The sequence below is a fragment of the Rhizobium sp. 2MFCol3.1 genome, from assembly GCF_000377565.1.
GTDB lineage: Bacteria > Pseudomonadota > Alphaproteobacteria > Rhizobiales > Rhizobiaceae > Rhizobium.
On the sequence record NZ_KB898353.1, the window covers coordinates 373376 to 397839 of the forward strand.

23 protein-coding genes and 1 riboswitch are annotated in these 24464 nt (G+C 62.9%); of the genes, 14 read left to right on the forward strand and 9 right to left on the reverse strand.

Going from position 1 to position 24464, the window contains the following annotated elements; translation table 11 throughout:
• Positions 1 to 15 precede the first annotated feature (15 nt).
• From treZ to D460_RS0101540, 3 genes are all read right to left on the reverse strand, one after another.
• The gene (gene treZ, locus D460_RS0101530) at positions 16 to 1794 is read right to left on the reverse strand and encodes a malto-oligosyltrehalose trehalohydrolase (RefSeq protein ID WP_026282682.1); all 1779 of its coding nucleotides are present in this window, start codon (positions 1792 to 1794) and stop codon (positions 16 to 18) included.
• A gap of 113 nt (positions 1795 to 1907) precedes the next feature.
• The gene (treY, locus tag D460_RS0101535; RefSeq protein ID WP_037110669.1) at positions 1908 to 4373 is read right to left on the reverse strand and encodes a malto-oligosyltrehalose synthase; all 2466 of its coding nucleotides are present in this window, start codon (positions 4371 to 4373) and stop codon (positions 1908 to 1910) included.
• Between the two features lie 84 nt (positions 4374 to 4457).
• Positions 4458 to 5213: an endonuclease/exonuclease/phosphatase family protein gene (locus D460_RS0101540; RefSeq protein ID WP_051110749.1), complete on the reverse strand. Its 756-nt coding sequence runs from the start codon at positions 5211 to 5213 to the stop codon at positions 4458 to 4460.
• Positions 5214 to 5278: 65 nt separating this feature from the next.
• Between D460_RS0101540 and D460_RS0101545 the strand changes: the two genes are divergently transcribed.
• Positions 5279 to 6250 (forward strand): lysylphosphatidylglycerol synthase domain-containing protein, encoded by a 972-nt coding sequence (locus tag D460_RS0101545; RefSeq protein WP_018896730.1) that lies wholly within the window; start codon positions 5279 to 5281, stop codon positions 6248 to 6250.
• Here D460_RS0101545 and D460_RS0101550 read toward each other — a convergent pair.
• Positions 6200 to 7735, reverse strand: a complete 1536-nt coding sequence (locus D460_RS0101550; RefSeq protein ID WP_018896731.1) for a phospholipase D-like domain-containing protein — start codon at positions 7733 to 7735, stop codon at positions 6200 to 6202. The two genes, D460_RS0101545 and D460_RS0101550, sit on opposite strands and share 51 nt — an antisense overlap.
• A 189-nt stretch (positions 7736 to 7924) precedes the next feature.
• On the opposite strand from D460_RS0101550, the gene D460_RS0101555 reads away from it, so the two are divergent.
• Both D460_RS0101555 and D460_RS0101560 read left to right on the forward strand, forming a co-directional pair.
• Complete coding sequence (locus tag D460_RS0101555; RefSeq protein ID WP_018896732.1) at positions 7925 to 8182, forward strand: YMGG-like glycine zipper-containing protein; 258 nt, start codon at positions 7925 to 7927, stop codon at positions 8180 to 8182.
• 161 nt (positions 8183 to 8343) lie between these two features.
• Positions 8344 to 8871, forward strand: coding sequence for a hypothetical protein (locus tag D460_RS0101560; RefSeq protein WP_026282685.1), 528 nt, complete (start codon positions 8344 to 8346; stop codon positions 8869 to 8871).
• A gap of 61 nt (positions 8872 to 8932) precedes the next feature.
• Here the strand turns inward: D460_RS0101560 and D460_RS0101565 are convergent, their stop codons facing one another.
• From D460_RS0101565 to D460_RS0101585, 5 genes are read right to left on the reverse strand one after another with little or no spacing between them, the layout of a single operon-like run.
• A complete protein-coding gene (locus D460_RS0101565; RefSeq protein ID WP_018896734.1) occupies positions 8933 to 10393 on the reverse strand; it encodes an aldo/keto reductase in 1461 nt (486 codons plus the stop codon).
• A gap of 4 nt (positions 10394 to 10397) precedes the next feature.
• Positions 10398 to 11369 carry a branched-chain amino acid ABC transporter permease gene (locus tag D460_RS0101570; RefSeq protein ID WP_018896735.1) on the reverse strand — a complete coding sequence of 324 codons (972 nt, stop codon included), beginning with the start codon at positions 11367 to 11369 and terminating at the stop codon, positions 10398 to 10400.
• Positions 11366 to 12277 (reverse strand): branched-chain amino acid ABC transporter permease, encoded by a 912-nt coding sequence (locus D460_RS0101575; RefSeq protein ID WP_018896736.1) that lies wholly within the window; start codon positions 12275 to 12277, stop codon positions 11366 to 11368. The genes D460_RS0101570 and D460_RS0101575 overlap by 4 nt, the downstream gene beginning before the upstream one ends.
• On the reverse strand, positions 12274 to 13014 hold the full coding sequence (locus D460_RS0101580; protein ID WP_018896737.1) for an ABC transporter ATP-binding protein: 741 nt from the start codon (positions 13012 to 13014) through the stop codon (positions 12274 to 12276). Before D460_RS0101580 ends, D460_RS0101575 begins: the two co-directional genes overlap by 4 nt.
• On the reverse strand, positions 13011 to 13820 hold the full coding sequence (locus tag D460_RS0101585; RefSeq protein ID WP_018896738.1) for an ABC transporter ATP-binding protein: 810 nt from the start codon (positions 13818 to 13820) through the stop codon (positions 13011 to 13013). The genes D460_RS0101580 and D460_RS0101585 overlap by 4 nt, the downstream gene beginning before the upstream one ends.
• A 100-nt stretch (positions 13821 to 13920) precedes the next feature.
• Here D460_RS0101585 and D460_RS0101590 point away from each other — a divergent pair, with 100 nt between their 5' ends.
• The 11 genes from D460_RS0101590 to eutC all read left to right on the forward strand — a co-directional run bounded on the left by D460_RS0101590 (position 13921) and on the right by eutC (position 24459).
• Entirely contained in the window at positions 13921 to 14694 is a 774-nt protein-coding gene (locus D460_RS0101590) for a GntR family transcriptional regulator (protein WP_018896739.1), read from the forward strand.
• Positions 14687 to 15037, forward strand: coding sequence for a TIGR04076 family protein (locus D460_RS0101595; RefSeq protein ID WP_018896740.1), 351 nt, complete (start codon positions 14687 to 14689; stop codon positions 15035 to 15037). The genes D460_RS0101590 and D460_RS0101595 overlap by 8 nt, the downstream gene beginning before the upstream one ends.
• 10 nt (positions 15038 to 15047) lie before the next feature.
• Positions 15048 to 16100: an aldo/keto reductase gene (locus D460_RS0101600; RefSeq protein WP_018896741.1), complete on the forward strand. Its 1053-nt coding sequence runs from the start codon at positions 15048 to 15050 to the stop codon at positions 16098 to 16100.
• A gap of 23 nt (positions 16101 to 16123) precedes the next feature.
• Entirely contained in the window at positions 16124 to 17356 is a 1233-nt protein-coding gene (locus D460_RS0101605; RefSeq protein ID WP_051110757.1) for an ABC transporter substrate-binding protein, read from the forward strand.
• Positions 17357 to 17508: 152 nt separating this feature from the next.
• Positions 17509 to 17892: a cytochrome c family protein gene (locus D460_RS0101610; protein ID WP_018896743.1), complete on the forward strand. Its 384-nt coding sequence runs from the start codon at positions 17509 to 17511 to the stop codon at positions 17890 to 17892.
• Between the two features lie 48 nt (positions 17893 to 17940).
• Positions 17941 to 18180: riboswitch (cobalamin riboswitch) on the forward strand.
• Between the two features lie 243 nt (positions 18181 to 18423).
• Complete coding sequence (locus tag D460_RS0101615; RefSeq protein ID WP_018896745.1) at positions 18424 to 19455, forward strand: ABC transporter substrate-binding protein; 1032 nt, start codon at positions 18424 to 18426, stop codon at positions 19453 to 19455.
• Positions 19452 to 20492, forward strand: coding sequence for an iron ABC transporter permease (locus tag D460_RS0101620; RefSeq protein WP_026282687.1), 1041 nt, complete (start codon positions 19452 to 19454; stop codon positions 20490 to 20492). The genes D460_RS0101615 and D460_RS0101620 overlap by 4 nt, the downstream gene beginning before the upstream one ends.
• Positions 20489 to 21259, forward strand: a complete 771-nt coding sequence (locus D460_RS0101625; RefSeq protein WP_018896747.1) for an ABC transporter ATP-binding protein — start codon at positions 20489 to 20491, stop codon at positions 21257 to 21259. The genes D460_RS0101620 and D460_RS0101625 overlap by 4 nt, the downstream gene beginning before the upstream one ends.
• Before the next feature lie 6 nt (positions 21260 to 21265).
• The gene (locus D460_RS0101630; protein ID WP_018896748.1) at positions 21266 to 22060 is read left to right on the forward strand and encodes a class I SAM-dependent methyltransferase; all 795 of its coding nucleotides are present in this window, start codon (positions 21266 to 21268) and stop codon (positions 22058 to 22060) included.
• 235 nt (positions 22061 to 22295) lie between these two features.
• Positions 22296 to 23681, forward strand: a complete 1386-nt coding sequence (locus D460_RS0101635) for an ethanolamine ammonia-lyase subunit EutB (protein ID WP_018896749.1) — start codon at positions 22296 to 22298, stop codon at positions 23679 to 23681.
• Positions 23674 to 24459 carry an ethanolamine ammonia-lyase subunit EutC gene (eutC, locus tag D460_RS0101640; protein ID WP_018896750.1) on the forward strand — a complete coding sequence of 262 codons (786 nt, stop codon included), beginning with the start codon at positions 23674 to 23676 and terminating at the stop codon, positions 24457 to 24459. The genes D460_RS0101635 and eutC overlap by 8 nt, the downstream gene beginning before the upstream one ends.
• The last annotated feature ends 5 nt before the right edge of the window (positions 24460 to 24464 follow it).

The following is a 24464-nucleotide window of genomic DNA, read 5'->3' on the forward strand; positions in this document are numbered from 1 at the left end:
CGACAATGCTGCTCGTCACTCGCGACTGACGCTCCAGAAGACCGACCACGGCGACAGGCTTCCGCCAGATGACGAACCCAAGTGGAGGAGCGCATCGGCCTCATCCGTGGCCCGGTTCATCGCAATCGTCTCGTTTCCAAGGTTCGCGCGCAAGCGCAACCGCCCGTCGCTCGCCAACGGCCAATCGACGGCGACCGCCGTGGAACCCGATCCGGCGGCGATTTCACCGCGCCGCATCCCACCCAGAAGCGGAACGATCTTCTGGTGGCGGATTGCGAGGAGCGAGGCGTAGAAGTCGTGCATGTCGGCGCAGTCGGGCTCGGTGAGATTGGACCAATCGAGCTTGGCCATCTCGAATGTCGATGGCGCGGTCGGGTCCAGCAGGTCATCCGTGTCAAAGCCCGGCAGACGCGAGAGCTCCTCGCGGCGCCCGTTCCGCACCATCTCGTTCAGCTCTTCATTGAGATCACAGAAATAGGGGAACGCATCCCGCGCACCCCATTCCTCGCCCATGAACAACATCGGTATCTGCGGCGCGAGCAAATAGACGGCGGCCATCGCTTTCATGACGTGAATGGGTTGTTCGGCGATGATCCGGTCACCCATCGCCCGGTTGCCGATCTGGTCATGGTTCTGGATGAAGGAGACGAAGGCCGTTGGTGGCAGTTCGCTCGTGCTCTTGCCTCTGCCTTCGCCGCGATAGGGCATGTGCTGGCCCTGAAATACAAAGCCTTCCGCGAGCGACCGGGCGAGCGCTTCGCTATCCTCAGCGTAGTCGGCGTAGTAGCCGAAGCGCTCGCCGGTGGCGGCGACATGTAGCGTGTGGTGGATGTCGTCGTTCCATTGGGCGGTGAACAGGCCTGTTTCGCCATTACTCGTGCGCTTCAGGAGATCGCTGTCGTTTTCCTCGTTCTCGACTATCAGGTGGACATGGCGATCGCCGGCGGCTGCGCGCACGCGTCGCGCCAGTTCCAGCAGCAGATGTTCCTCGCTGCCGTCATTGATGGCATGAACGGCATCCAGCCGCAGGCCGTCTATTTTGAAGGTTGTGATCCAGTAGATGGCATTCCGGATGACGAATTCGCGCATCGGCCGCGACATCGCGCCATCGTAATCGATGCCCTTTCCCCAGGGTGTCTTATGCCGGTCGGTGAAGACAGGCGCATAGAGGGGCAGGTAATTTCCGTCGGGGCCGAAGTGATTGTAGACGACGTCAAGGAAGACCGAGATCCCGCGCTCATGTGCCGCGTCAACCAGCGCCATCAGGTGCTCGGGCCTGCCGTAGCTGCTGTCGGGCGCATAGGGCAGCACGCCGTCATAGCCCCAGCCGTAACGTCCCGGAAAATCGGCAACCGGCATGATCTGGATCGCCGTCACGCCCAGCCGCGCGAGGTGATCGAGCCGCCCGATCGCCGCGAGAAAGGTGCCCTCCTCAGTGAAGGTGCCGATATGCAATTCGTAGAGTACGGTCTCTTCCCATGGACGCCCGCGCCAGGCTTCTTCCTTCCAATCATAGGTCGCGAGGTCCTCGACCTCGCTGAACCCATGCACGTCGTGCGGCTGAAAGCGCGAGGCCGGATCGGGCACCTGTAATCCATCAGGCAGAACAAACCCGTAAAGCGCGCCGGCACCGATACCTGCGACCTCCAGTTCGTGCCACCCGTCCGCGAGCTGACGCATGAGTTGGGGCTCATGGTCTTCCAGCTTCAGGCGGATGTTGTCGAGAAGAGGCGCCCAAAGGCGGAAGGTGACACCCCTGTCGGAAATGACGGGTCCGAATTTCAAGTCAGTCACGTGAAGCCTTTCGACAAATATGATTGGCTGCACTCAACGCAGCCGGGGCCGAAAAGTTCGCGGCGGCTGGAAGGCAGTTTGTCGCGGGTCCCTCATCCGTGGCCTTTGGCTGATTATCTGCCCTGCAAAAGCGCGACCGGTTGCACTCCCAGCAGCTGCGCGACGCGAACAGATGTCGCAGCGTCGATCGACCGTTCCGTCAGAAGATCACGTTTCGGGCCCTGTAATTCGACCGGCAAGATGACGGTGGTGTCGCCCCAGAATTCGGGTCCGGAAAAGAGCTTTCCGGGCTCCAGTTGCCCCAGCATCATGCGTGGTGTCACCGTGATCGTGAACACATCGCCCAGCCGCCGACCGAATGCGACGACATGGTCGCGCCGGATTCCTGTCACCGACAGCGGCATATAATCTCCTTCGGCAAACAGGGCAGGCAGGCGTTTGCGCAGATTGAGGCCGATCCGGATGATGCGCTGTTTGAGGGCTGGAACGGTGAGCTCCGAAATCGGGTCCCGCGTTGCCAGCAGGCGGGCGAGTTCCTTGATGTCGATCGGGCGCCGGTTGTCGGGGTCGACGAGGCTGAAGTCGCAAGCTTCCGACCCCTGATAGATATCGGGTACGCCGGGGGCCGTGAGCTTGATCAGCGTTTGCGAAAGGCTGTTCAGGTACCCTGCGGCCATCACCGGCCGGAGCGTTTCGGCGAAGTCCTCGTGGAAGGTCAGGCTGGCGGAGGCGGTGAGCGCCGACGCGTAGCTTTTGACCGCTGCCTCGTATTGTTCGTGCGGCGCATTCCAGTCCGTCACAAGCTTTGCCTCGCGCACTGCCTTCTCGGCATAGGCGACGAAACGATCTGTCAGTGCTCCGGCAGCGCCATCGCGAAACTCCTCCGGCCATATGCCGGCCAATGCCTGGTAGAGCATCCATTCGACATTGGCGTCGGGCGTCAGGCCCGCCGGCAGCTCGGTCAGGCGGCTGCGGTTCATGTCCCGCCAGCGCTGCACCCCGAGCCGCCATCCGTCAGGTTCCTCGCTCAGCGCGTAGAGCCGCGCACGCGCGTCTTCGCCGCGCTTGGTGTCGTGGGTGGAAGTGGCCGTGAGACCGTGCGGCTGCAGCTTTGCTCTTTGCTGCATCAGAGCGTGAAATGCATCGACACCGCCCGCCGGCCTGTCTGGCTCGCCGCCGACCTCATTGGCGCCGAGCAGCAGATTGTGGCGATAAAACAGCGTGTCTTCCATGGCCTTGGCCATGATCGGGCCACTCAACTGCTGAAAGCGTCGCTGGAACTCTTCCGCGCGAGGGCCGCCATCGAGAAGCCCCGCTACGGCGTCCAACGCATCGCGGTCTCCGGTTTGTTTGGCGGCTTCGCCAAGGGCCTGCTCGATGAGCCTTCGATCGCTGTCCGACAATTTTCCGTCACGGCCATAAGTGCGATAGAAGGGGAACGCGACGAGCAGTTCCTTGATCGCGGATGCCAGCCGTTGTTCGTCCATATCGGCCAGAAGCGAATGCGCGATCGCCACCAGTCGGCTTGTCTCGCCTTCGAAGTTGCGCTCGATCATCAGCAGCTTGGCCTGGCGCAGGCCGGCGGCGAAATCGGCCGCATCCGGCGAGAGATTTGCATAGGCATGGCCAAGTTCGCGCATGCCATCGGGATCGATGAAGAGATTGCTGAGCGCCGAGATGAACTCGTATCCGGTCGTGCCCTCGATCGGCCAGTCGGCCGGCAGTGTCTCTCCATGCCCGACGATCTTCTCGGCGACGATATAGATCTCGGGGCCAACGGCCGCACGCAGGCGATCGAGATAGGCCGACGGATCGGCGAGCCCGTCAATATGATCGAGCCGCAGCCCATGCACATGGCCGGCGCGCACCAAGTCGAGCACCAGCGCATGGCTGTCGGCAAAGACCTGCTCGTCCTCGACCCGCAGCCCGACGAGGCCGGTGACCTCGAAGAAGCGCCGATAACTGAGTGTCTTCGCCGCATCCTGCCAGAAGGTCAGCCGCCAGGGTTGCTGATCGTGAACGCTAGATATGAGCGACCGATCCTTGAGGTCACCGGAGATCTGCTCGTTGCTTTGAGGATTGAGAGGCAATCGGGTCTCGAAATAGGCGAGGGACCATTCTCCGGTTTGCGGATCGTGCTGCAACTCGAACTCGCCGTCGGCGAGCGCCTCATCGAAGCTCTTTCCGAGAATGGGAAGCGTCAGCCGCTGGCTCCAGTCGATGTCAAAGTGGCCGGCATATTTGCTGTCCGCGCCGAATTTGAGAACATCCGCCCACCAGGCATTCTCGGTCGAGGCCGCCATGTGGTTCGGCACGATATCGAGGATCAGGCCGAGGCCGTCGGCTTTCAATGCGGCGCTCAGGCGCTCGAAGCCATCGCGGCCACCGATCGCCGGCTCGATCTCGTTGCAATCGGTGACGTCATAGCCATGCGTCGATCCTGAGGTGGCTGTGAAGATCGGCGAGGCGTAGAGATGGCTGATTCCGAGCGATTTCAGATAGGGGATAAACTCGATGGCGGTGCCGAAGGTCATGCCATCTCGAAATTGCAGCCTGTAGGTCGATGTCGGTATGTGCATCTGTCGCCTCTGGTGGGATCGCGACACAGCAACAGCGCCAACGCGTCTTTTGTTCCCCCGCAATTTTCTGAGGCTTCTAGGCCGTCAGAATTTCAGCGTGATCAATAGTGGCAGGTGATCGGAGGCGCGCTTTGCCAAGGGGTTGGAAATGACGCTGGCGGTACTGACCTTCAACTCCTGCGACAGAAACACATGGTCGATCCGCAACAGCGGAAATCGCGACGGAAAGGTCGGCCTCGGCCGTTCCGCCGCGCTCAGCTGAGCGTCGCGAAACTGGCCGGCCAGCATCCTGTAGGCCGGCGAGGACGGTCGCGCATTGAGGTCGCCGCAGATGACGGATGGTGTCGCGTGAAAATCAGGACTCCCGATCCACTCATCCGAGAGCAGCGTCCGCACTTGCTTGATGCGGTCGATGTTGCGCAGGCCAAGATGGGTGTTGAGCACGTTTAGCTTCCGTCTGCCGGCATCCACCTGCGTCCAGATCGCCCCCCGTGTCTCGCCGACCGAGGGCAGGGGGCCGGCCTTCATCAGCCGTGTCGGAAGGGCGGTCAGAATCGCGTCGCCGTATTTCTCTTCCTGCACATGCAGTGCCGGGTGAAAATGGGCCTCCATCTTCAAAAGCGTTGCGATCATATGGGCCTGATCGATACCGCCGGTTCGCTTGCGGCCGACATCGAGCTCTTGAAGCGCGATGATGTCGGCACCCGATTGCGCGATCACATCGGCGATCCTGTTGGGGTCGAGTTGCCGGTCGGTGCCGATGCAGCTGTGCACATTGTATGTAAGGATTTTCAGTTCCCTGTGTGCAGGTTCATGCGAAGTGTTTGTAGATACGCTCATCGACGGGGAACCCGATTTCCCCTGTTTCGTTCCATTGCTGAAAGATCAATCGGAACGGAATCTTCATGTCGGCGAAGCGAGTCCTCATCAATGCAACCCTTGTTCTCGGACTGCTGCTCGCGGCCTATCTCCTCTACAAGGTCTTCAGTCGCTACTCGATCGATGAGATCGCACGCTCGATCGCCGCCATCCCCGTCTCACGTTTGCTCTCCGGGCTAGGGTTCGCCGCACTCTCTTACCTTTGCCTGACGGGCTTTGACTGGATGGGGCTGCGCTATGCCGGTAAGCCGTTGAGCTATCCGAAAGCGGCGATTGCCTCCTTCACCGGTCTTTCCATCGGCCATAATCTCGGCGTCGCCGCCTTGAGCAGTGGTGCTGTTCGCTATCGCTATTATGCGCGATGGGGCCTGAGCGCCGAAGAGGTCGCGAAAGTCATCCTGTTTTGCGGCGTCACTGTTGGCATCGGCCTGTCGGTCCTTGCCGGGTTGGCGCTCCTGATCAATCCAAGCGATGCGGCCAACCTGCTCGCGATGAGCGCCGATGGCCTGTTCATGCTGGGTCTCGCGTGCCTCGCCATCCCGGCCGGTTATGTCCTTCTTGCTGCCACCGTGCGCGCGCCGCTACGCCTGTGGAAGTGGAGCTTCGAGATGCCGCGTCTCGGGCTTGCGATCGGTCAGGTCGTCATCGGCACGCTGAATTTCGTCTTTGTCGCCGCTTGCCTTCACCAGATGCTGGCGGCGCAGGGCGATGTCGGTTTCGTGCAGACGGCGACGGCCTTCGTGCTTGCCAACATCGCCATCCTCCTCACCCATGTGCCGGGTGGCCTCGGCGTGCTTGAGGCAACTGTCAGCCATGTCCTGCCGGGTGCGGCGTCGATCGGCGCGCTGGTGGCGTTCAGAGTGATCTATTTCATCGTGCCGCTGTTGATCGGCATTCCCGTCTTCGCGATCAGCGAGGTGGTGCTGCGCAAGCGCGGCAAGGCGGTATCAGAAGATCGCGGCGGCCAGCCGTCCCACGCGCAGGCGCAGCTTCTGTAGCGGCCAGTAGGGGCGTCGCGGGTCGACGAGCGTGGTGCCCGTCAGCGGCGATGTCTCTCCTTTGGAGACATCGATCGCGAAGTGTCGCAGCCCGCGCTTGCCGACATTCAGCGCGTCCACCGCGGCATTGAGCGACCGCATGCTGCGTTCGGTGTCGCGCACGGTCTCCGGCGTTGTCTCCAGATGCTCCGCCAGCAGCCGGTAACGCAGCGTCGAGATGGCCAAGCGATGCGCATCGGTGGACGCTTCAATCGCTAGATCGCATTCCGTATCCAGCCCCTCGGAGCGGTTGTTCAGGTTAGACGAGCCGATGCGGATGAAATGGTCGTCGACGATCAGCAGCTTGGAGTGGATGACCAGCTCCTTCTCACCGCCCTGCCTGTCGGGGACGACGGCGTACATGACCCGCAGCCGGTCATATTGGTCGATGCGCTTCAAGCGGCGGATCAACCTGTCCCGGTTGTTGCCCATCGTCAGCTTTTCGAGAAAACCGTGGGAGCTCTTGGTGACGAGCACGGTAATCTCCGGGCCGTCGCTTTCCTTCAGCCGCTTGGCGATGGTGCGGGCGACGCCGAAGGAGGCGAGATACTGCGTCTCGATGTAAATCAACCGTCGCGCGGCCTTTATCGCATCGCGCGTCAGACGAAAGGCCTCGTAGTGACCGCGCTTGCCGATCAGTCCGGGTTCCGTCAGCGCGATCGCGGCGGTCGCGTCCGCAAGGTCGGCGCTGACGCCTGCCGGCCATGGCGCCCCGCCTTCGGGAGCCGACGCCAGGCGTTCGCCCGTGGCGCGCTTCCATCGTCTGCGGGCAACATCGCCGATCAGCCGAGCCGCGTTACCCGATACCATCGACTGCATGTCGTGTACGGGATCATAAGGCGTGCCATCCGGCGATTTCCGCAGCGTGTTGGTCATCTTGTGGTCCGGCTCGTCCCACCGTCTGGCGGTCAGGTCGATGCCGCCGAGGAAAGCCAGACTGTCGTCGATCGAGACGAGCTTCTGGTGATGGCATCCGCGGATCGGGTGGCGGAGATCAAAGCGCATGCTGATCTGCGGGTGGGCGGAGAATTCGCTCTCGCGAAAGAGACGCAACGACTTGCCGGAATAGATCGGCCCCATCCCCCATACCAGGATGCGGATACGCAGATCCGGCTTCTCATCAGCGAGAGAAAGGAGAAGCTCACCCAGCGTCTCCGAGCTTTGATGGGGTCTAAGCCGGATATCGGGATTGAAGTCCCAGCCGACGATCCAGATCGTATGAACCGCCTTGCGAAGCGCCTGGTCGAGCGCCAGGAAATAGGCGGCGCCATCGATCAGGAACGCGGCCTTCTCGACCTTACCGACCTGCCAGGCGTTGCGTCTCTGGCGAATGATGCCGCCGGGCAAAGCGGGAAGAGAAGCTTCTGTTTTGCGGGTTGCGCGTTTCAGGAACTCGGTTGCCTTTGACGCCTTCAGTCGATCGGCGATGGGTTGAAATTCTGTCATTCTATTGTCCGGCGCCCCGCTTGGTATTTGACGTGGCCGTAACGCTCGAAGGCGTGACTTGTTCCGTCATGGCGCACCGTATTCCGTGGTTCGGTATCGGCATGGTCGCATCACCTGAAAACAATCACGGAACGAAAAGCGATCTCAATTGTTTACTTCCCGGTAGAGGATGAGCCGAGGAGTAAAATCATGATCAGAGCTATTCTGTTGGTAACCGCGGTGGCGGGCAGTCTTGCGTCGTGCACCGCGACGGAACAAGGCACGGCGATCGGTGCGGGGACCGGCGCTGTCATCGGTGGCGTGGCCACCAATAGCTGGGGCGGCGCGGCCGTCGGTGCTGTTGCCGGTGGTGCTGTTGGTGCCTTGATCGGCCAATCGCAGGAACGCCGCGGCTATTGCATCTATCGCGACCGCTATGGCCGCACCTACGAGGCGCGTTGCCGCTAACCGGTTGAACCGGACGGATTGAATTTTCGACGTGCGTGATGCCTGTCGGCATCGCGTGCGTCGAATCTTGTGCAATCGTCGCAAACATGATGCCAGCGCCATGATGCAGACCCATTCTTTTGCTGATGAGAAATCATCGGCAACGCGTCTTGGGCGAGCGCATGAACTGGATAAATCGTTATATCGATGAACCGCTGCTGCAGGGCGCCGCAACGGTGATGAAACTCTGGCACGGCCATACTGGCCAGCGACCTGATCTTCTCGAACCGGTCTGGAACCTGCTCTCCATCGCGTTTCTGCTGATCGCGGCTATGCAGTGCCTGGCGGGCGAAGCGCTGTGGCTGAGCGAAGCGGCGCTCGTCATGCTCGCGCTGCCATCCGTGCTAAAGCTCTACAAGGCGAGCGCGGCGTCAGTCGACTACGACTTGAAAGACTACAAGACGCTGCGCGCGACGGCTCTTCAGAAGCGCGAAAACGAATGGGCTCTCAGGCTTGCTGTCCTCGTCGGTGCGCTGGTCTTGCCCCTCGCCAAGCCGGTCGACGATGTCACGAGCGCCTACTTCATGCTCGGCGCGTGCCTCTGGTTCTCGCTGACCGCGCCTGCACGGTTCTATCTGAACGCGGCCGAACCGCCGGCGCCAGATGAGGGCGACCGTCTCGTCCGCCCCGCGCTCGGTTCGGCGGCATAAGTTCCCAAAGCGAACAGCCCATCGCTGACATCTGCGACGGGCCTCTATGCTTTCTAGCCGATCAATCGCAGATCGCTTCCGCCTCGATCTCGACCTCGTAATCGCCGATCAGATTGCCGGCTTCGATCAGCGTGTTGGCGGGGAGAACCTCAGCGAAGGCGCGTCCGTGCGCGCGCGAGACGGGCTCCCACTGATTGGCATCGCAGAGATAGATGCGCGTCCTGACCACGTCTTCCATCTTGCCGCCGAGCGCCGATATCGAAGCCGCGATCTTGTCGAGGATGTAGGTCGCCTGCGCGCCGGCATCGCCTGATGCGACGCAGCGGTTCGTACCATGCGTCGCCGTCGTGCCGGAAACGAGAATGCGATCACCCACCCGGACGGCGCGGCTATAGCCGGCGATCGGCTCCCATATGCTGCCGGACGAGACCCGCGAGCGGCCGGGACGACCGGGGACTGGCTGAGCCGTATAGATGGACGGAATGGCATCCAGATGGTGGCTGAGGTCGCCTGAAGCGGTGAGGAATGGTGGCTTGCGATATTCGTCGCCGCAGTCGCCGGGAATGGGTTGCGTGTTGGCGAAGGCGGCGTTCAGTGCGGCGTGATCCTCTTCGTCGAGGGCAAAGGAGAAGACGTTCAGATTGTCGCCGCGATGCTCGTTTTCGCCGATGCGCGCGCCGACGATGGTGGCAGCGACCGCGTCGTGTTCCAGAACCCAGCGGCTCGCGACGTTTGAGATCGAGACGCCATGCTTGACCGCGATGGTTTGGGCGGCGCTGAGAATGCCCTGAAAGGCTTCCCAGCCGCCGGCGGTGTCGATGAAGCGCTTGTATTTCAAGCGGCTCCAATCGGCGATCGATGTCGGTTCCGGCTGGCCCAGCCATTTCTCGGAGAGGAAGCCGCCGCAGAGCGTCCCATAGGCGAGAAGCTTGACGCCGCTTTCGGCGCAGAGCTTCGAGAGCGCCCCCGCAGCGCGGCGGTCGACCAGCGAGAACGAGACCTGATTGCTGGCAATCTCGATGCCGTCGGCGAGCGCCAGCGCCAGATGTCCGGCGTCGAAATTGGTGAGGCCGAGCGCGCCGATGAGACCTTCCTCGCGCAGGCGCTGCATCTCGTGCAGGGCGTCGAGCCATGCCGGATGCTCGAAACTCCACCAGTGGAACTGCAGGAGATCGACCTTGTCGACATCAAGCCGCGTCAGCCGCTCCTCGACGCCGCGACGCACGACGTCAGCCGTCATCGGTCCCGGCTCCGGGCACCATTTGGTGAAGGCGACGGGCCGCTGGCCATTCTGATAGCGCGACAGCAGTCGCCCCGTGATCAGCTCCGCCGAACCATAGTGATCGGCCATGTCGAACGTGTCGAAACCATCACGCGCATAGGCCTGAAGCACATCGGCGCCCTTGTCGGGATCGATAATCGTGCCGTTCTTCTCGATGTCGGCCACCTGCCAGAGACCGCAGACGATGCGGCTGATGGAGAGATCCTTGGTGAGCGCTATGCGTGGGGGCGTGGTGGACATGGTTTTATTCCCTGGATGTCTGTTTGCGCTTGCCGGTCAGCGAGGCCAGCGCGTTGGAAGCGCCGAGAATGCCGCGGGGGCGCAGGAGCAGGATGAGGCAGAGCCCGACGCCGATCATGACGATCTGCAGCGATGCCGCGCGCGCCTGCTGTTCGGGCGGCACGAAGGCGGAGACGGCGGCGGCCGACAGAGCCCACAGACCCCAGACCAGCACCGCGCCGAGAATGGCGCCGCGATTGTTGCCGGAGCCGCCGACGATCAGCATCGCCCAAACCTGGAAGGTCAGGATCGGCAGATAGTTGTCGGGCGCGATGAAGCCGATGAAATGTCCTTGCGCGGCACCGGCAAGCCCCATGATGGCGCCGCCAATGGTGAAGGCCTGCAGGCGAAAGCGGATCGGCCGCTTGCCGAGCGCCTGTGCGGCGCTTTCATCCTCGCGAATGGCGCGCAGCACGCGGCCCCAGGGGCTCTTGGCGAGATGCTGGAGCGCCAGATAAAGCGCCAGCACGACGGCCGCCATCAGCGCGAGATTGGAAAGGGAAAATGCCAGCGGATCGGCGGCAAGGTTCCCGAACGGGCGCGGAATGAAGCCGATGCCGAAGGCGCCGCCGGTCAGCGGCTGCAGGTTGAGCACGCAGAGCTGCACCGTGACCGCCACGCCGAAGGTAGCGATGGCGAGGTAATCGGAGCGCAGCCTGATGGTGAGCGCGCCGACCAGCCAGGCGGCAAAACCCGCGAACAGCGCGCCGCCAAGCCAGCCGATGGCGATCGGCATGTCGAACCCGCCGAAGCGACCGGGCGCATCCGGCGTCGTCAAAAGCGCCGACACATAGGCGCCGATCGCGACGAAGGCGGCGATGCCGACATTGAAGAGGCCGGTCTGGCCCCACTGCACATTGAGCCCGAGGCACATGATGGCATAGGTCAGCGCCATCGTGAGGAAGAAGGCGGCGTAGGCGATCAGATCAAGGCTCATGCCGCTCTCCCGAACAGGCCGCGCGGGCGGAGAAGCAGAACCGCCACCAGGATGACGAAGGAAACAGCCGCGCGCCACTCGGCGCCGACGATCTGCACGGCCGCCGCCTCCGACAGGCCGACGATCAGGCCCGCGATCATCGCGCCGGAGACGCTGCCGATCCCGCCGAGGATCGCGGCGGCAAACAACGGCAGCAGCAGGTCATGGCCGAGATAGGGGCGGATCTGTACCAGGAGCCCGGTCATGATGCCGGCGATGCAGGCAAGGGCGGCGCCGACGAACCAGACGACGCGAATGACGCGGCGCACGTCCACGCCGGCAATGCCCGCCAGAGCCGGATTTTCGCTGACGGCACGCATTGAGCGGCCGATATCGGTGCGGGTCATCAGCAGGTGGATGGCGACGACCGCGACCAATGACAGGCCGAGCGACAGGAGCTGATCGGGCGTGGCGCGCAGGCCGCCGCCGATCTTCACGGCGATCTGCAGCGCCTTGGTGTAATAGGCGGGCTTGGAGGTGAAGATGAATTCGAGCAGGCTGCGAAGCGCAAGCGAGGCGCCGAAGCTCGCCATGACGAGGATGATGATCGCGCCGCCGCGCGCCCGCAGGCGCCCGAACAGCACCGCATCCACGGCGAGCGCAAGCAAGCCGGTGAGCAGGATCGCGATGGCGGCTGCGAGCGGCAGCGACCAGCCGAAGGAGAATGGGCCGATCGGTTTGGTCAGCGACGTGGACAAGAACCCGAGGCCGCCGCTGACGGCGAGCGCCAGATAGGCGCCCCAGGAAAGCATCTCGCCATGCGCAAAATTGGCGAAGCGCAGGATCGAATAGGTGAGCGTCACGCCGATGGCGCCAAGGCCAATCATCGCGCCGGCAACCAGCCCGTCCATGAGAAATTGCGGGTTCATCGTGCCTCCGACGCCTGCTTGGTGGTGCCGAGATAGAGCTTGGCGATCAGCGGGTCCCCGAGCAGAGAAGAGGCCTCGCCCTCGTGCCTGATCCGGCCTTCGACAAGAATGACGGCGCGGCTGGCGATCGCGAGCGCCGCCTTGACGTTCTGCTCGACGAGAATGACGGTGACGCCGCCGGCATTGATTTCCTTCAGCATCGAAAACACCTCGCCGACGATCTTCGGCGACAGACCGGCGGAGGGTTCGTCGAGGATAAGGACGGAGGGATCGACGATCAGCGCGCGGGCGACCGCCAACATCTGCCGCTGCCCGCCCGACAGTGCGCCCGCGAGGCGCGAGGGCTTGCTGGCGAGATCTGGGAAACGACGGTAGAGCGCCGCGATCCGTTCGGCTCGCTGCGCCTTCGGCAGGACGGCTGCGGCAAGCTGCAGGTTTTCGTGAATAGTCAGCGTCGCGAAGATGTTTTCCGTCTGCGGCACGAAGGCGAGGCCTTCGCCGATCTTGCGGTGGGACGCGACGCGGGTGATCTCCCGCTCGCCGAGCATGACGCTTCCCGAGTGGATAGGCACGACGCCTGCGATCGCCTTGACGAAGGTCGATTTCCCGGCCCCATTCGGCCCGAGCAGAACCAGCAGCTCTCCGGGCTCCACCGAGAGATCGACGCCGCGCACGATCGGCAGGTCAGGTTCGTAGCCGGCGACCAGCGCGCGGGTTTCAAGCGCAGGCGCGGTCATGCCGCCGCTCCGAGATAGGCTTCGATGACATCGGGATTGGAGGCGACGTCGGCAGGCGTGCCCTCGGCCAGCGGCTTGCCGAGCGCCATGGCGACGACGCGCGAGCAGAGCCGCGACACCATATCCATATTGTGCTCGATCAGCAGAATCGACTTGCCCTGCGCATTGAGATCCAGCACGCGCTCCATGATCGTTTCCAGGAGCGCTGGGTTGACGCCGGCAGCCGGTTCGTCGAGCAGGATCGCCTGCGGATCAGCCATCAGGATGCGCGCGAGTTCGAGCAGCTTGCGCTGTCCGCCGGACAGCACCTTGGCCGGCTGTCCCTCTAGGCCCGACAAGGTGACGAACTCCAGCAGCGCGCGCGCCTTCTCGATGGCCAGCCGTTCCTGCTGCCTGACACGGCCGAAGCGAAGGAAGTTGGCAAACAGCCGTTCGCCGTCCTGTGCCTGCGCGCCGACGAGCACGTTTTCGAGCGCGGTCATTTCGAGAAACGGCTTCGGGATCTGGAAGGTGCGGCCGACGCCACGGCCAATTCTCTGCTCCGGGCTTTCTTGCGACACCTCGCGGCCGCCGATCCAGATCTCGCCCGATGTCGGCTTGAGGCTGCCGGCGATCAGATTGAACAGCGTCGTCTTGCCGGCGCCGTTCGGGCCGATGAGGCCGACCATCTCGCCTTCGCCAAGTCGTAGCGACATGCCGCCGACGGCCACATTGCCCTGAAACGACTTCACCAGATCACGCGCGTCGATGACGGCTCTGGCGGGTTTTGCCGCTTTCGGTGGGGCGTCTGGCACTGGCAAAGGCATGGAGAAAAGAAGTCTCTTGATTTGATTGATGATGTTTGATCAAACTTCACCCCATGGTGAAAAGCAACCGAAAAAAGCAGCGTTCCACGGAGCAGGCTCGATGGTAGTTCAGGCGGGGGTAGTCCCCTCTGCAGGAGCCCATGCGAGCAAGCCGGCCGATCGCGACGACGCGCTGTCGCCGGTCGGGCGCGAAACGTTGCAGGACCGCGTCTACGCGCAGCTGCGCAATTCGCTGATCAACGGCATGTTCGACGCCGGCGACGTGCTGCGCATCGTCGATCTCGCCGAGCGGCTGCAGACCAGCACCATGCCGGTGCGCGAGGCGCTTGGCCGTCTCGTGTCCGAACAGGCGCTGGAATCGCTGCCCAATCGCTCCGTGCGCGTACCGCTGATCACCCGCGAACGTCTCGACGATCTGGCCCGTGCCCGCATCCTGATTGAGGGCCAGATGGTGGCTCTGGCGCTGCCCAGTCTGACGGATGACGATTTCGCGGTGCTGAAGCAGATCAATATCGATTGCGATCTCGCCTTCGAGCAGCATGGCAAGGATATCGGCCATGTCACCTCGGCGCTGAACCAGCAGTTCCATTTCCACATCTATCATGCGGCGCGCTCGCAGGTGCTGATCCCGATTGTCGAGAGCCTGTGGCTCCAATCGGGCGCGATCATCCGCAAGGCCGCGCATATTCACGACGAACAGGGCGGACTTGCCGCCACCAATCATCATTGGGCGCTGATCGATGCGCTGGAAAAGCGCGATGTCGAGGCCGCGATGCAATCGCTCTCCAATGACATCAGCCGCTCCTTCGATCTGATCCGCGGGCGGCTGGACGCCGAACCTGAAGGCAATACCTCGGGAGGCCACCATGGCTGAGCCCATCGACGACGGCTTCGACCTGTTCGATCTGAGGGTCGACGTGATCATTCCAGAGGGCGGCGCGGTCTACTGCGGCGCCAGGCCGGGCGATCATTTCGAACTCAAGGGCGAGATGCTGCACTTGCCGGAGGGGCAGGGGATCTCGATCTACTCGCTCTCCTCCGTGCTGCCGCTGCTCGCGGCCAAGCAGCGCCCGACCGATCGCAACGACTGGATGACGACGGACGCCGACATCGCTTGCCCGGACCCGAATTGCTCAACACGGCTGAGGATCACCCGCACGGGTATCCGCCGTTTCAGCCATGCCGCCACCACGGCGGTTCCCTTGAATGACGAATAGGCCGAAAGATATGCAGCGCATCACCATCGCCCCCGGTTACGAAATCTCCCGCGTCATTCGCGGCGGCTGGCAGCTGGCCGGTGGGCACGGCGCGATCGATGGCGACAGCGCCGTCGAAGACATGATCGCATTCGCGGATGCGGGTATCACCACCTTCGACTGCGCCGATATCTATACCGGTGTCGAAGAGCTGATCGGCCGTTTCCGCGTCGCCTACAAGAATCTGCGCGGCGCCGAGGCGCTGTCGCGCATCCGCGTCCACACCAAGTTCGTGCCCGATCTCACGGTCCTGCCAAACATCAGCAAGGCTTACGTCGAAGGCGTCATCGATACCTCGCGCAAGCGGCTCAACCTCGATTGCCTCGATCTCGTGCAATTCCACTGGTGGGCCTATGATATCGAGGGCTGGCTGGAGACGGCGGGCTGGCTGAAGGAGCTGCATGAGGCCGGCAAGATCGGCAAGATCAGCGGTACCAATTTCGACACCGATCATATCGAGAAGATCATCGGCTCCGGCGTGCCCTTCACCTCGTTGCAGCTGCAATATTCACTTCTCGACCGGCGCCCGGAAAAGCGCATGGTGGCGCTTGCTCAGGAGAAGAATTTCGCGCTGTTCTGCTACGGCACTGTTGCCGGCGGTTTCCTCGGCGATCGCTGGCTCGGGCAAACGGAGCCGGAGCATCCGCTCGAAAATCGCTCGCTGACGAAATACAAGCTGATCATCGACGATTTCGGCGGCTGGGATCTGTTCCAGGCGCTGCTGTCGACGCTGCGCGTGATCGCAGAACGGCACGACACCGATATTGCCACCATCGCAAGCGCTGCCATGCTGACCAAGCCAGGCGTCGCGGCCGTCATCGTCGGCGCCCGCAACAGGGAGCATCTGAAGTCCAATCTCGCCATCGCCGATATCGCGCTCAGCGAAACGGATAGAGCCGAGATCGATGCGATCCTTGCGCAATCAAAGCCGCTCGACGGCGACGTTTATACGCTGGAGCGGGACAGGGAAGGCCGCCACGGCAGCATCATGAAGTACAATCTCAACAAAGGGGAACAAAAATGAGAACGACATTCCTGCTTTCCGCCATGGTTGCTGCGCTTGCTGCATCGACGGCGCCGACGTTTGCTGCCGATTGCGACATCACCGTCGGCCTCGTCATGGAACTGACCGGCCCGGCCGGTGAATATGGCCAGGCGGGCGCCAAGTCCGTCGAGATGGCCTTCCGCGATATCAACGACGCCGGCGGCGTCAATGGCTGCAAGATCGTTGCCGACACGCGCGACAGCCAGAGCCAGGGCAACGTCGCTGTCGATCAGGCGACCCAGCTCGTCAACATCAAGAAGGTGCCCGTCATCATCGGCGGCATCATCTCGTCGGTCTCGATCCCGATCCTGACATCGGTAACGGCGCCGGCCGGCGTCGTGCAGGTCTCGCCCGCATCCTCGTCTCCGACGCTGACCGAGCTTGGCCGCAGCGGCAAGACCAACGGCGTGTTCTTCCGCACCATCACGTCCGATGCGCTGCAGGGCACGGCGGCCGCGAAATTCGCGATGGATCAGGGCCTGAAGAAGATCGCGATCATCAACGTCAACAACGACTTCGGCGTCAACATGGTCAAGGAGTTCGCGACCGCCTATCAGAAGCTCGGCGGCACGATCACCTCGACGACGCCCTATAACGAGAAGCAGTCGAGCTACGCATCCGAAGCCAGCGCCGCCATGGCCGGCGATCCCGATGCGCTCTATCTCGTCAGCACGCCGGTCGATGGCGCGACCATCGCCCGCGCCTGGGTTTCCGGCGGTGGCAAGCAGACCTTCCTGTTGAACGACGGCATGAACTCCAAGGACTTCATCGAGAGCGTCGGCGCGCAGTATCTGGAGAACGCCTACGGCACCTCCTCGGGCACCAGCCCGACAGCGTCGACCGAGTATTTCAACGGCAACTATGAGGCCTTCTCCGGTGGCATCTCGCCTTCGGCCCCGGCCGCCGACCGCTCTTATGACGCGGGTGCGATCGTAGCGCTGGCGATCGCCAAGGCCGGCAAGGCCGATGCGGCCGCCATCAAGGCAGCCATGCCGGAAGTTGTCGCCGAGGGCGGCACGCCCATCCATGCCGGCAAGGAAGAGTTCGCCAAGGCGCTGCAGCTCATCAAGGAGGGCAAGCCGGTGAAGTATGAAGGTGTCATCGGCCCTGTCAGCTTCGACACATATGGCGACATCACAGGTCCCTTCCGCCTGTGGAAGATCAGCAATGGCGAGGTGACGACGGTCGGCGAATTGAGCGCCGAAGAGGTCACCAAGATCAAGACCGCGCAGTAAAAGTGCCAAGCGACATGGGAGCTGTGCTTCCATGTCGCACCAGTCTGGCCTGGGCGCATATGCGGTTTGTTGGGTAAGCAGTGTCGTTCGCGGATCGCGCCGTGTAAAAACGGCGCGATGCATTGGCAACCAACACGACAGGCCATCGACACATGAAAAAACGCTCAATTCTTTCGATCTGTTCGATCGCCAGCCTGTTCGTCATGGCATCCGCGGCATCCGCCGAGGATATCGAGAATGGACGGCGGGTGTTCAGGCTGTGCGTTGCCTGTCACACGGTCGATTCCGATCGCAACGGCTTCGGCCCGCATCTGAAGGGTGTATTCGGTCGTGCGGCTGGAAGCTTGCCCGACTACCGATATTCAGAGGCGATGAAGACGGCCGGCGCTGGCGGGCTTGTCTGGGATGAGGCTACGCTCTCGGAATTTCTATCCAGCCCCAAGAAGAAAGTGCCGGGAACGAAGATGAGCTTCGGCGGCCTCTGGACGACGTCGGAGATCAGCGACCTGATCGGCTATCTTCGAGCCAATCCCTAGGCGCGCCGAATGTCGGTTCGTCACGGCTTGACGTCTTGGCGCCTGATCGCCTAAGTCAGCCTCGATGGTTTCCGAAGGGATGACTTCCGACGGGATTAATAGGGAACACGGTGCGGATGACCCGAATGGGGCCAAGACCGTGGCTGCCCCCGCAACTGTAAACGGATTGCCTGATGTCCTTGTGGTGTTCGTCTCGAACGCCATGCCACTGCGAAGCTCTTCGTGGGAAGGCAGATGTCGGGCGCATATTCGCAAGCCAGGAGACCTGCCGTCAAAACAGTGTCCACCATCCCGGACGGGGTTGTCCGGAGAGGAGCATCATATGATGGTTTTTGACGTCAGCCGCTGGCGCGGTCCCGCTTTCTTCCCCTCCGCAAATCTCATGTCCGTGATTCCGCGATAGCTCTCGCCGCCGCGTGATTTCAGGCGAGCGCCTTGCTGTGCGTCCTGCATCATCCGCGGCGGTCCACGCTTCGAGTTTCACAGCCACAGCCAGTCGGCTGCGGGCTTCAGCCATACATGAGGACCAATATGAACCGCATCATCCTGCGAACCGCGCTGTTTTCGATCGCGACGGCTTGCGCCTTCACCACCTTTCTCCCCGCCGCCCATGCAGCGGCAACGACCTATCCGCTGACGATCACCAATTGCGGCCAGCAGGTGACATTCGACAGCGCACCGAAGAAGACGGTGTCGATCGGCCAGGGCATGACCGAAATTCTCTATTCGCTCGGCCTTGCCGACAAGATCGTAGGCACGGCGGTCTGGGTCGGGCCGGTGCTGCCGGCCTATGCCGAAGTCAACAAGAGGATCAAGCGGCTGGCCGACAATGATCCGAGTTTCGAATCCGTCGTCGGCCAGGAGCCGGACTTGGTTGCGGCCGAGTTTGAATGGCATGTCGGCACGCAAGGCTCGGTCGGCAAGCGCGAGCAGTTCGCCGGTCTTGGCATCAAGACCTATGTCTCGCCGGCTGATTGCGTCGCGAAGGTCAACACCGATGGCGGCGACGGCGTGCGTAGCGAGCTCTTCACCATGGATCTGATCTACCAGGAGATCGCCGAGCTGGCGGAGATCTACGACATCCAGGATCGCGGCGCGGCCCTGATCGCCGACTTGAAGAAGCGCGAAGCGGATGCCGTGGCATCGCTCGGCGGGTCGGCGAAGGATCTGCCTGTCGCCTTCTGGTTTTCCAGCAAGGAAGTGCAGGGCGATGCCTTTATCGCCGGCAAGAACAGCGCTCCGGCCTATATTCTGAAGACGCTCGGCGCCCGCAACGTCGTCAGCACCGAGGAAGAGTGGCCGCTGGTCGGATGGGAAACCATCGCGCAGGCCAATCCGGCGGTCATCGTCATCGCCACCATGGACCGCCGCCGCTATGCAGCCGACGATCCGAAGGTGAAGATCGATTTTCTTGAAAAGGACCCGGTCACCAGTCAGCTCGATGCCGTCAAGAACAGGCATTTCGTCGAGATGGATGCGCAGTCGATGAACCCGACGATCCGCACCATCGACGGCCTGGAACGCCTCGCCGCCGGCATCAAGTCCTTCGGCCTTTCCAAGTGAGGCACGCCTCGATTGCCCACCGAGGATGGAGAGCGCTGTTCGTGCTCTTCGTCCTTGCCGTCGTGGCGCTGGGCTTTGTCATCAGTCTCGCCGTATCCATCGGCGAGATCTCCATTCCTGTCGGCACGACGGCCAAGGCCGTGGCGAACCGCGTGCTTGGCACCGGCTTTGAACTCAGCCGCATCCATGAAGGCATCATCTGGGATTATCGCCTGAGCCGCGCGCTTGTGGCCGCCAGCGCCGGAGCGGCTTTGGCCCTATGCGGCGCGGTGCTGCAGGCGCTGTTGCGGAATCCGCTGGCCGAGCCCTATGTGCTCGGCATCTCCGCCGGCGCGTCCACCGGGGCCGTCGCAGTCATGATCCTCGGTTTCGGCTATGGCGTGTTGACGCTTTCCGCCGGCGCTTTCGTCGGCGCGGTCGCGGCGTTCCTGCTGGTGTCTTTGCTGGCGGCGGGCTCCGGCGGCGGGACGGACCGTATCATCCTCGCAGGTGTCGCCGGTTCGCAGCTCTTCAACGCGCTGACGTCCTATATCGTCACGACATCGGCCAATGCCGAGCAGGCGCGCGGCGTCATGTTCTGGCTGCTCGGCAGCCTTTCCGGCGTGCGCTGGCCGGATGTCTATCTCGCTGCTCCCGTCGCGATCGCCGGCTTTCTCGTGTGCATGCTCTACGCCCGCGCGCTCGACGCATTCACTTTCGGTACCGATGCTGCGGCGGCGCTCGGCATTCCCGTCGCCGGTATCAGGATCGTGCTGCTCGCGCTGACCGCGTTGCTTACGGCGACAATGGTCAGCATCGTGGGCTCGATCGGCTTCGTCGGGCTGGTCATTCCGCATGCGGCGCGTTTCGTGGTGGGGCCGGGGCATGGGCGTCTGCTGCCGGCAACGGCGATATCCGGAGCGATCTTCATGGTGGTCGCCGATATCGTCTCGCGCGTCATCATCCCGCAGCAGGTGCTGCCGATCGGCGTCGTCACCGCGCTCTTCGGCGCGCCGGCATTCGCGCTCATTCTCTACAAGGCGAGGTGGCCAGCATGAGCATTTCCATCAGCGATGTGCATTGGGCAACGTCAGGCGTGCTTGTCGTCAAGGGCGTCAGCCTCGAGGTCCCCACCGGCCAGACGCTGGGCCTGATCGGGCCGAACGGTTCGGGAAAATCCAGCCTGCTGCGATTGATCGGCGGGTTGCGCAAGGTGAAGAGCGGCGTCATCGCGCTCGGCGATACCGGCATCGACACGCTTGGACGCCGCGATATTGCCCGGCGCGTCGCCTTTGTCGAGCAGCAGGCCACGACCGAGACGCAGGTGACGGTGACCGAAGTCGTCCGTCTCGGTCGCACGCCGCATCGCGGTCCGTTGGCGCCGTGGAGCGCCAACGACGAAGAGGCGGTCGAGAACGCGCTGCGGCAGGTGGGCATGGTCGAGAAGGCGCGGCAGCTCTGGCATACGCTTTCGGGCGGCGAGCGCCAGCGAGTGCATATCGCCCGCGCATTGGCGCAGACGCCGACCGAGCTTCTGCTCGACGAGCCGACCAATCATCTCGACATTCAGCATCAGCTCGAAATCCTGTCGCTGGTTGCCAAGCTGCCGATCACCAGCATCGTCGCGCTGCATGATCTGAACCTCGCCGCCATGTTTTGCGACAGGATTGCTGTGCTTAGCCAGGGTCGACTTGTTGCGGTCGGACCGGCGGACGAGGTATTGACCGAAGGCTTGATCGCCGACGTGTTCGGGGTGCGCGCCCATATCGAGCGCTCGCCGCATCATGGTCGGCAGCATATCCATTTTCTTGGCTGTATTTCTTGAGGTCCGATGTCCATCAGACAAACCAATTTCGATTTGAAGGAAGAGATCCGGGACTATTGGTCCAAGCGCTCGCAGACTTTCGATCTTGCCTTCGGCCACAGGATACCGCGTGGACCGGAGTTCGACGCCTGGCAGCAGCCGATGCGCGACCATCTGGGGCCAACGCCGTTGCGTGTTCTCGAACTTGCCTGCGGCACCGGCGAGGTCACGGCGGTGATCCACGATCTCGGCCACGATGTGACCGCGCTAGATTTCTCCGAGGCCATGCTGTCGATCGCGAAGGCCAAGCATGCCGGCAAGGAACGCCTGCGCTTCGTGCTGGCCGATGCTGAAAACCCGATGGAGCCGGATGGCTGCTACGACGCCATCATCTGCCGGCATCTGGTGTGGACGCTGACCGATCCCGCAAAGGCATTCGGCGAGTGGCATCGGGTGTTGAAGCCGGGTGGAACGCTATTGGTCTTCGACGGCGACTGGGCGAAGCCGACAAGGCTCGGCCGCGCCGCGGCATGGCTCATCCGCCGGATCGATCGTTTCTGCGGCGCGGATCGGCATTATGATGGTGCGATGAGTGAGCGCCATTCGGCGATCATGTCGGCGCTCCCCTTCGGCGCCGGACTGCGGCCGGATGATCTCGTGCCGCAATTGAAGCAGGCCGGCTTCGTGGGTTTCGAAATCTCGTCCCACGGTCCGATCGCCAAGGCGCAGCGGCGTGGCGCCAATCTGCGCAACAAGCTCAGAACGCTGGTCTATCGGCGCTTCATTCTCGTGGCCAAATCCGCCGGCGTCTCGCAAGACTAGGAATAGCGGAATTGCGAATTTTGCAGCCTGTTGTCATCGCAGCATGTTGACGTGATCGGTTAGACGAGGTCATCTGCGCATAACGGCATGGCGCTCATGCTTGCGATGATCGGCACGGGAGGCCGATCATCGCCTCAAAGGCCGAGCGCCGGCAGTCTCAAGGGAGGAATACGCCCGTCAGTCAGCCCGATTGGATCGGGGTGGGCTGGAACCCTTGAACGCTAGGACTCCCGGAATGGCATACAGCACGACGATCGAACGGACGCGCTTCGGCTTTCGCGATCTCAAGGACCTCCTCGCAAAAGCGACGCCGGAACGCTCCGGCGATCAGCTCGCCGGTATCGCGGCCAGCGGACCGGTCGAGCGCTTGGCCGCGCAGATGGCGCTTGCCGATCTGCCGCTGAAGGCGTTTTTGGCTGAGGAGGTCATTCCGTCGGAGAGTGACGAGGTCTCCGCGCTGATCGCGAGACAGTTCGACGCGCAAGCTTTCGCGCCGATCAGTTCGTTCACTGTGGGCGAGTTTCGCGAGTGGTTGCTGAAGCCGGAAACAGACCAGCGGACGCTCGAAGCGATCACCTATGGCATCACGCCGGAGATGCTGGCGGCCGTCTCGAAGATCATGCGGCTGCAGGATCTGATCGCCGTCGCCGCCAAGCGGCAGGTCGTCACGCGCTTTCGCAACACGCTTGGCCTAACCGGCCGCCTGTCGACCCGCAACCAGCCGAACCATCCGACCGACGACAGCCGCGGTATTGCCGCTTCGGCGATCGACGGTCTATTGATGGGCTCCGGCGACGCCGTCATCGGCGTCAATCCGGCGACTGATAGTGTCGCGGACTATGTGCGGATCGTTTCGCTGCTCGACGAAATCCGCGAGCGGCTCGCCATCCCCACCCAGACCTGCTGTCTCGGCCACGTCACCACCGCCATCCGCGCCGTCGAGGCTCGGGCGCCGGTTGATTTGATGTTCCAGTCGGTTGCGGGATCGCAGAAGGCCAACGAAGGTTTCGGCATCGATCTCGCGCTGCTGAAGGAGGCGCAGGATGCCGGGCGATCGCTGAAGCGCGGCATGCCGGGCGCCAATCTGATGTATTTCGAAACTGGGCAAGGGGCAGCGCTCTCGGCCGACGCCCATTTTGGGGTCGACCAGCAAACGATGGAGACGCGGGCCTACGCGGTCGCGCGCGAGTTCGATCCGCTGCTCGTCAACACTGTGGTCGGCTTCATCGGTCCGGAATATCTCTTCAACGGAAAGCAGATCATCCGCGCCGGTATCGAGGACCATTTCTGCGGCAAGCTGCTCGGTCTGCCGATGGGCGTCGACGTTTGCTACACGAACCATGCCGATGCCGATCAGGAAGACATGGACACGCTGTTGACGCTGCTTTGCGCGGCCAACGTCAATTTCGTGATCACGGTACCCGGCGCCGACGACATCATGCTGAACTACCAGTCGCTGTCCCACCACGACGCCGTGTTCTGCCGCGAGACGCTTGGCCGCCCGCCAGCGCCGGAGTTCGAGACGTGGCTTCGCGATGTCGGACTGACCAATGATGCCGGCGCGCTGTCCGGTGCGCCCGCCATGCTGACTGATTACCTGTCGAGGGCCGCTCTTGTCTAAATCCACCGCCACCGAACTCAGAACCGATTATCAGCCGGCCACCGTCGATCTGGCCGAGATGACCGATGCGCGCGTTGCGCTCGGCCGCTTTGGATCCGGCGCGCCGACCAAGGCGCAGTTGGCCTTCCTGCTCGATCACGCACGGGCCCGCGAAGCGGTGTGGTCGACGGTCGACGAGGATCGTTTGAAGCGCGATCTCAACGCGCTCGGGCTGGATGTCGTGTCGGTGGAGAGCATGGCCGAAGATCGCGGCAGCTATCTGCGCCGGCCAGATCTTGGCCGCAAGTTGTCGCGCGCCTCGGTCGAGCGGCTGGATGCTCTGCCGTCAGAGGCCAAAGGGTGTGATGTCGTCATCACCATTGCCGACGGCCTCTCGTCGAGCGCGGTCGATATCAATGCGGTCGCGCTCGTGCGCGAGCTTTCGGGCCTGTTGCGCTTAGCCGGCTTGTCGATTGGCCCGGTCGCCTTCGCCCGCCAGGCGCGTGTGGCGCTTGCGGACGAGGTCGGCGAAATTCTCGGTGCGCGGATGACGATCGCGCTGATCGGGGAGAGGCCGGGTCTCTCCGCTGCCGACAGTCTTGGCGCCTATATCACCTACGAGCCGTCGGTCGGCACGCCGGATTCCCGGCGCAACTGCGTCTCCAACATGCGTGAGGGCGGCCTGTCGATGGAGCAAGCGGCGAAGACCATTGCCGGTCTCATCGCCGACATGACGAAGACAGGTGTCAGCGGCGTTGGCTTGAAGGAAGCGCTGGTGAGGCTGCCCAGCGCTTCGTAATCGGC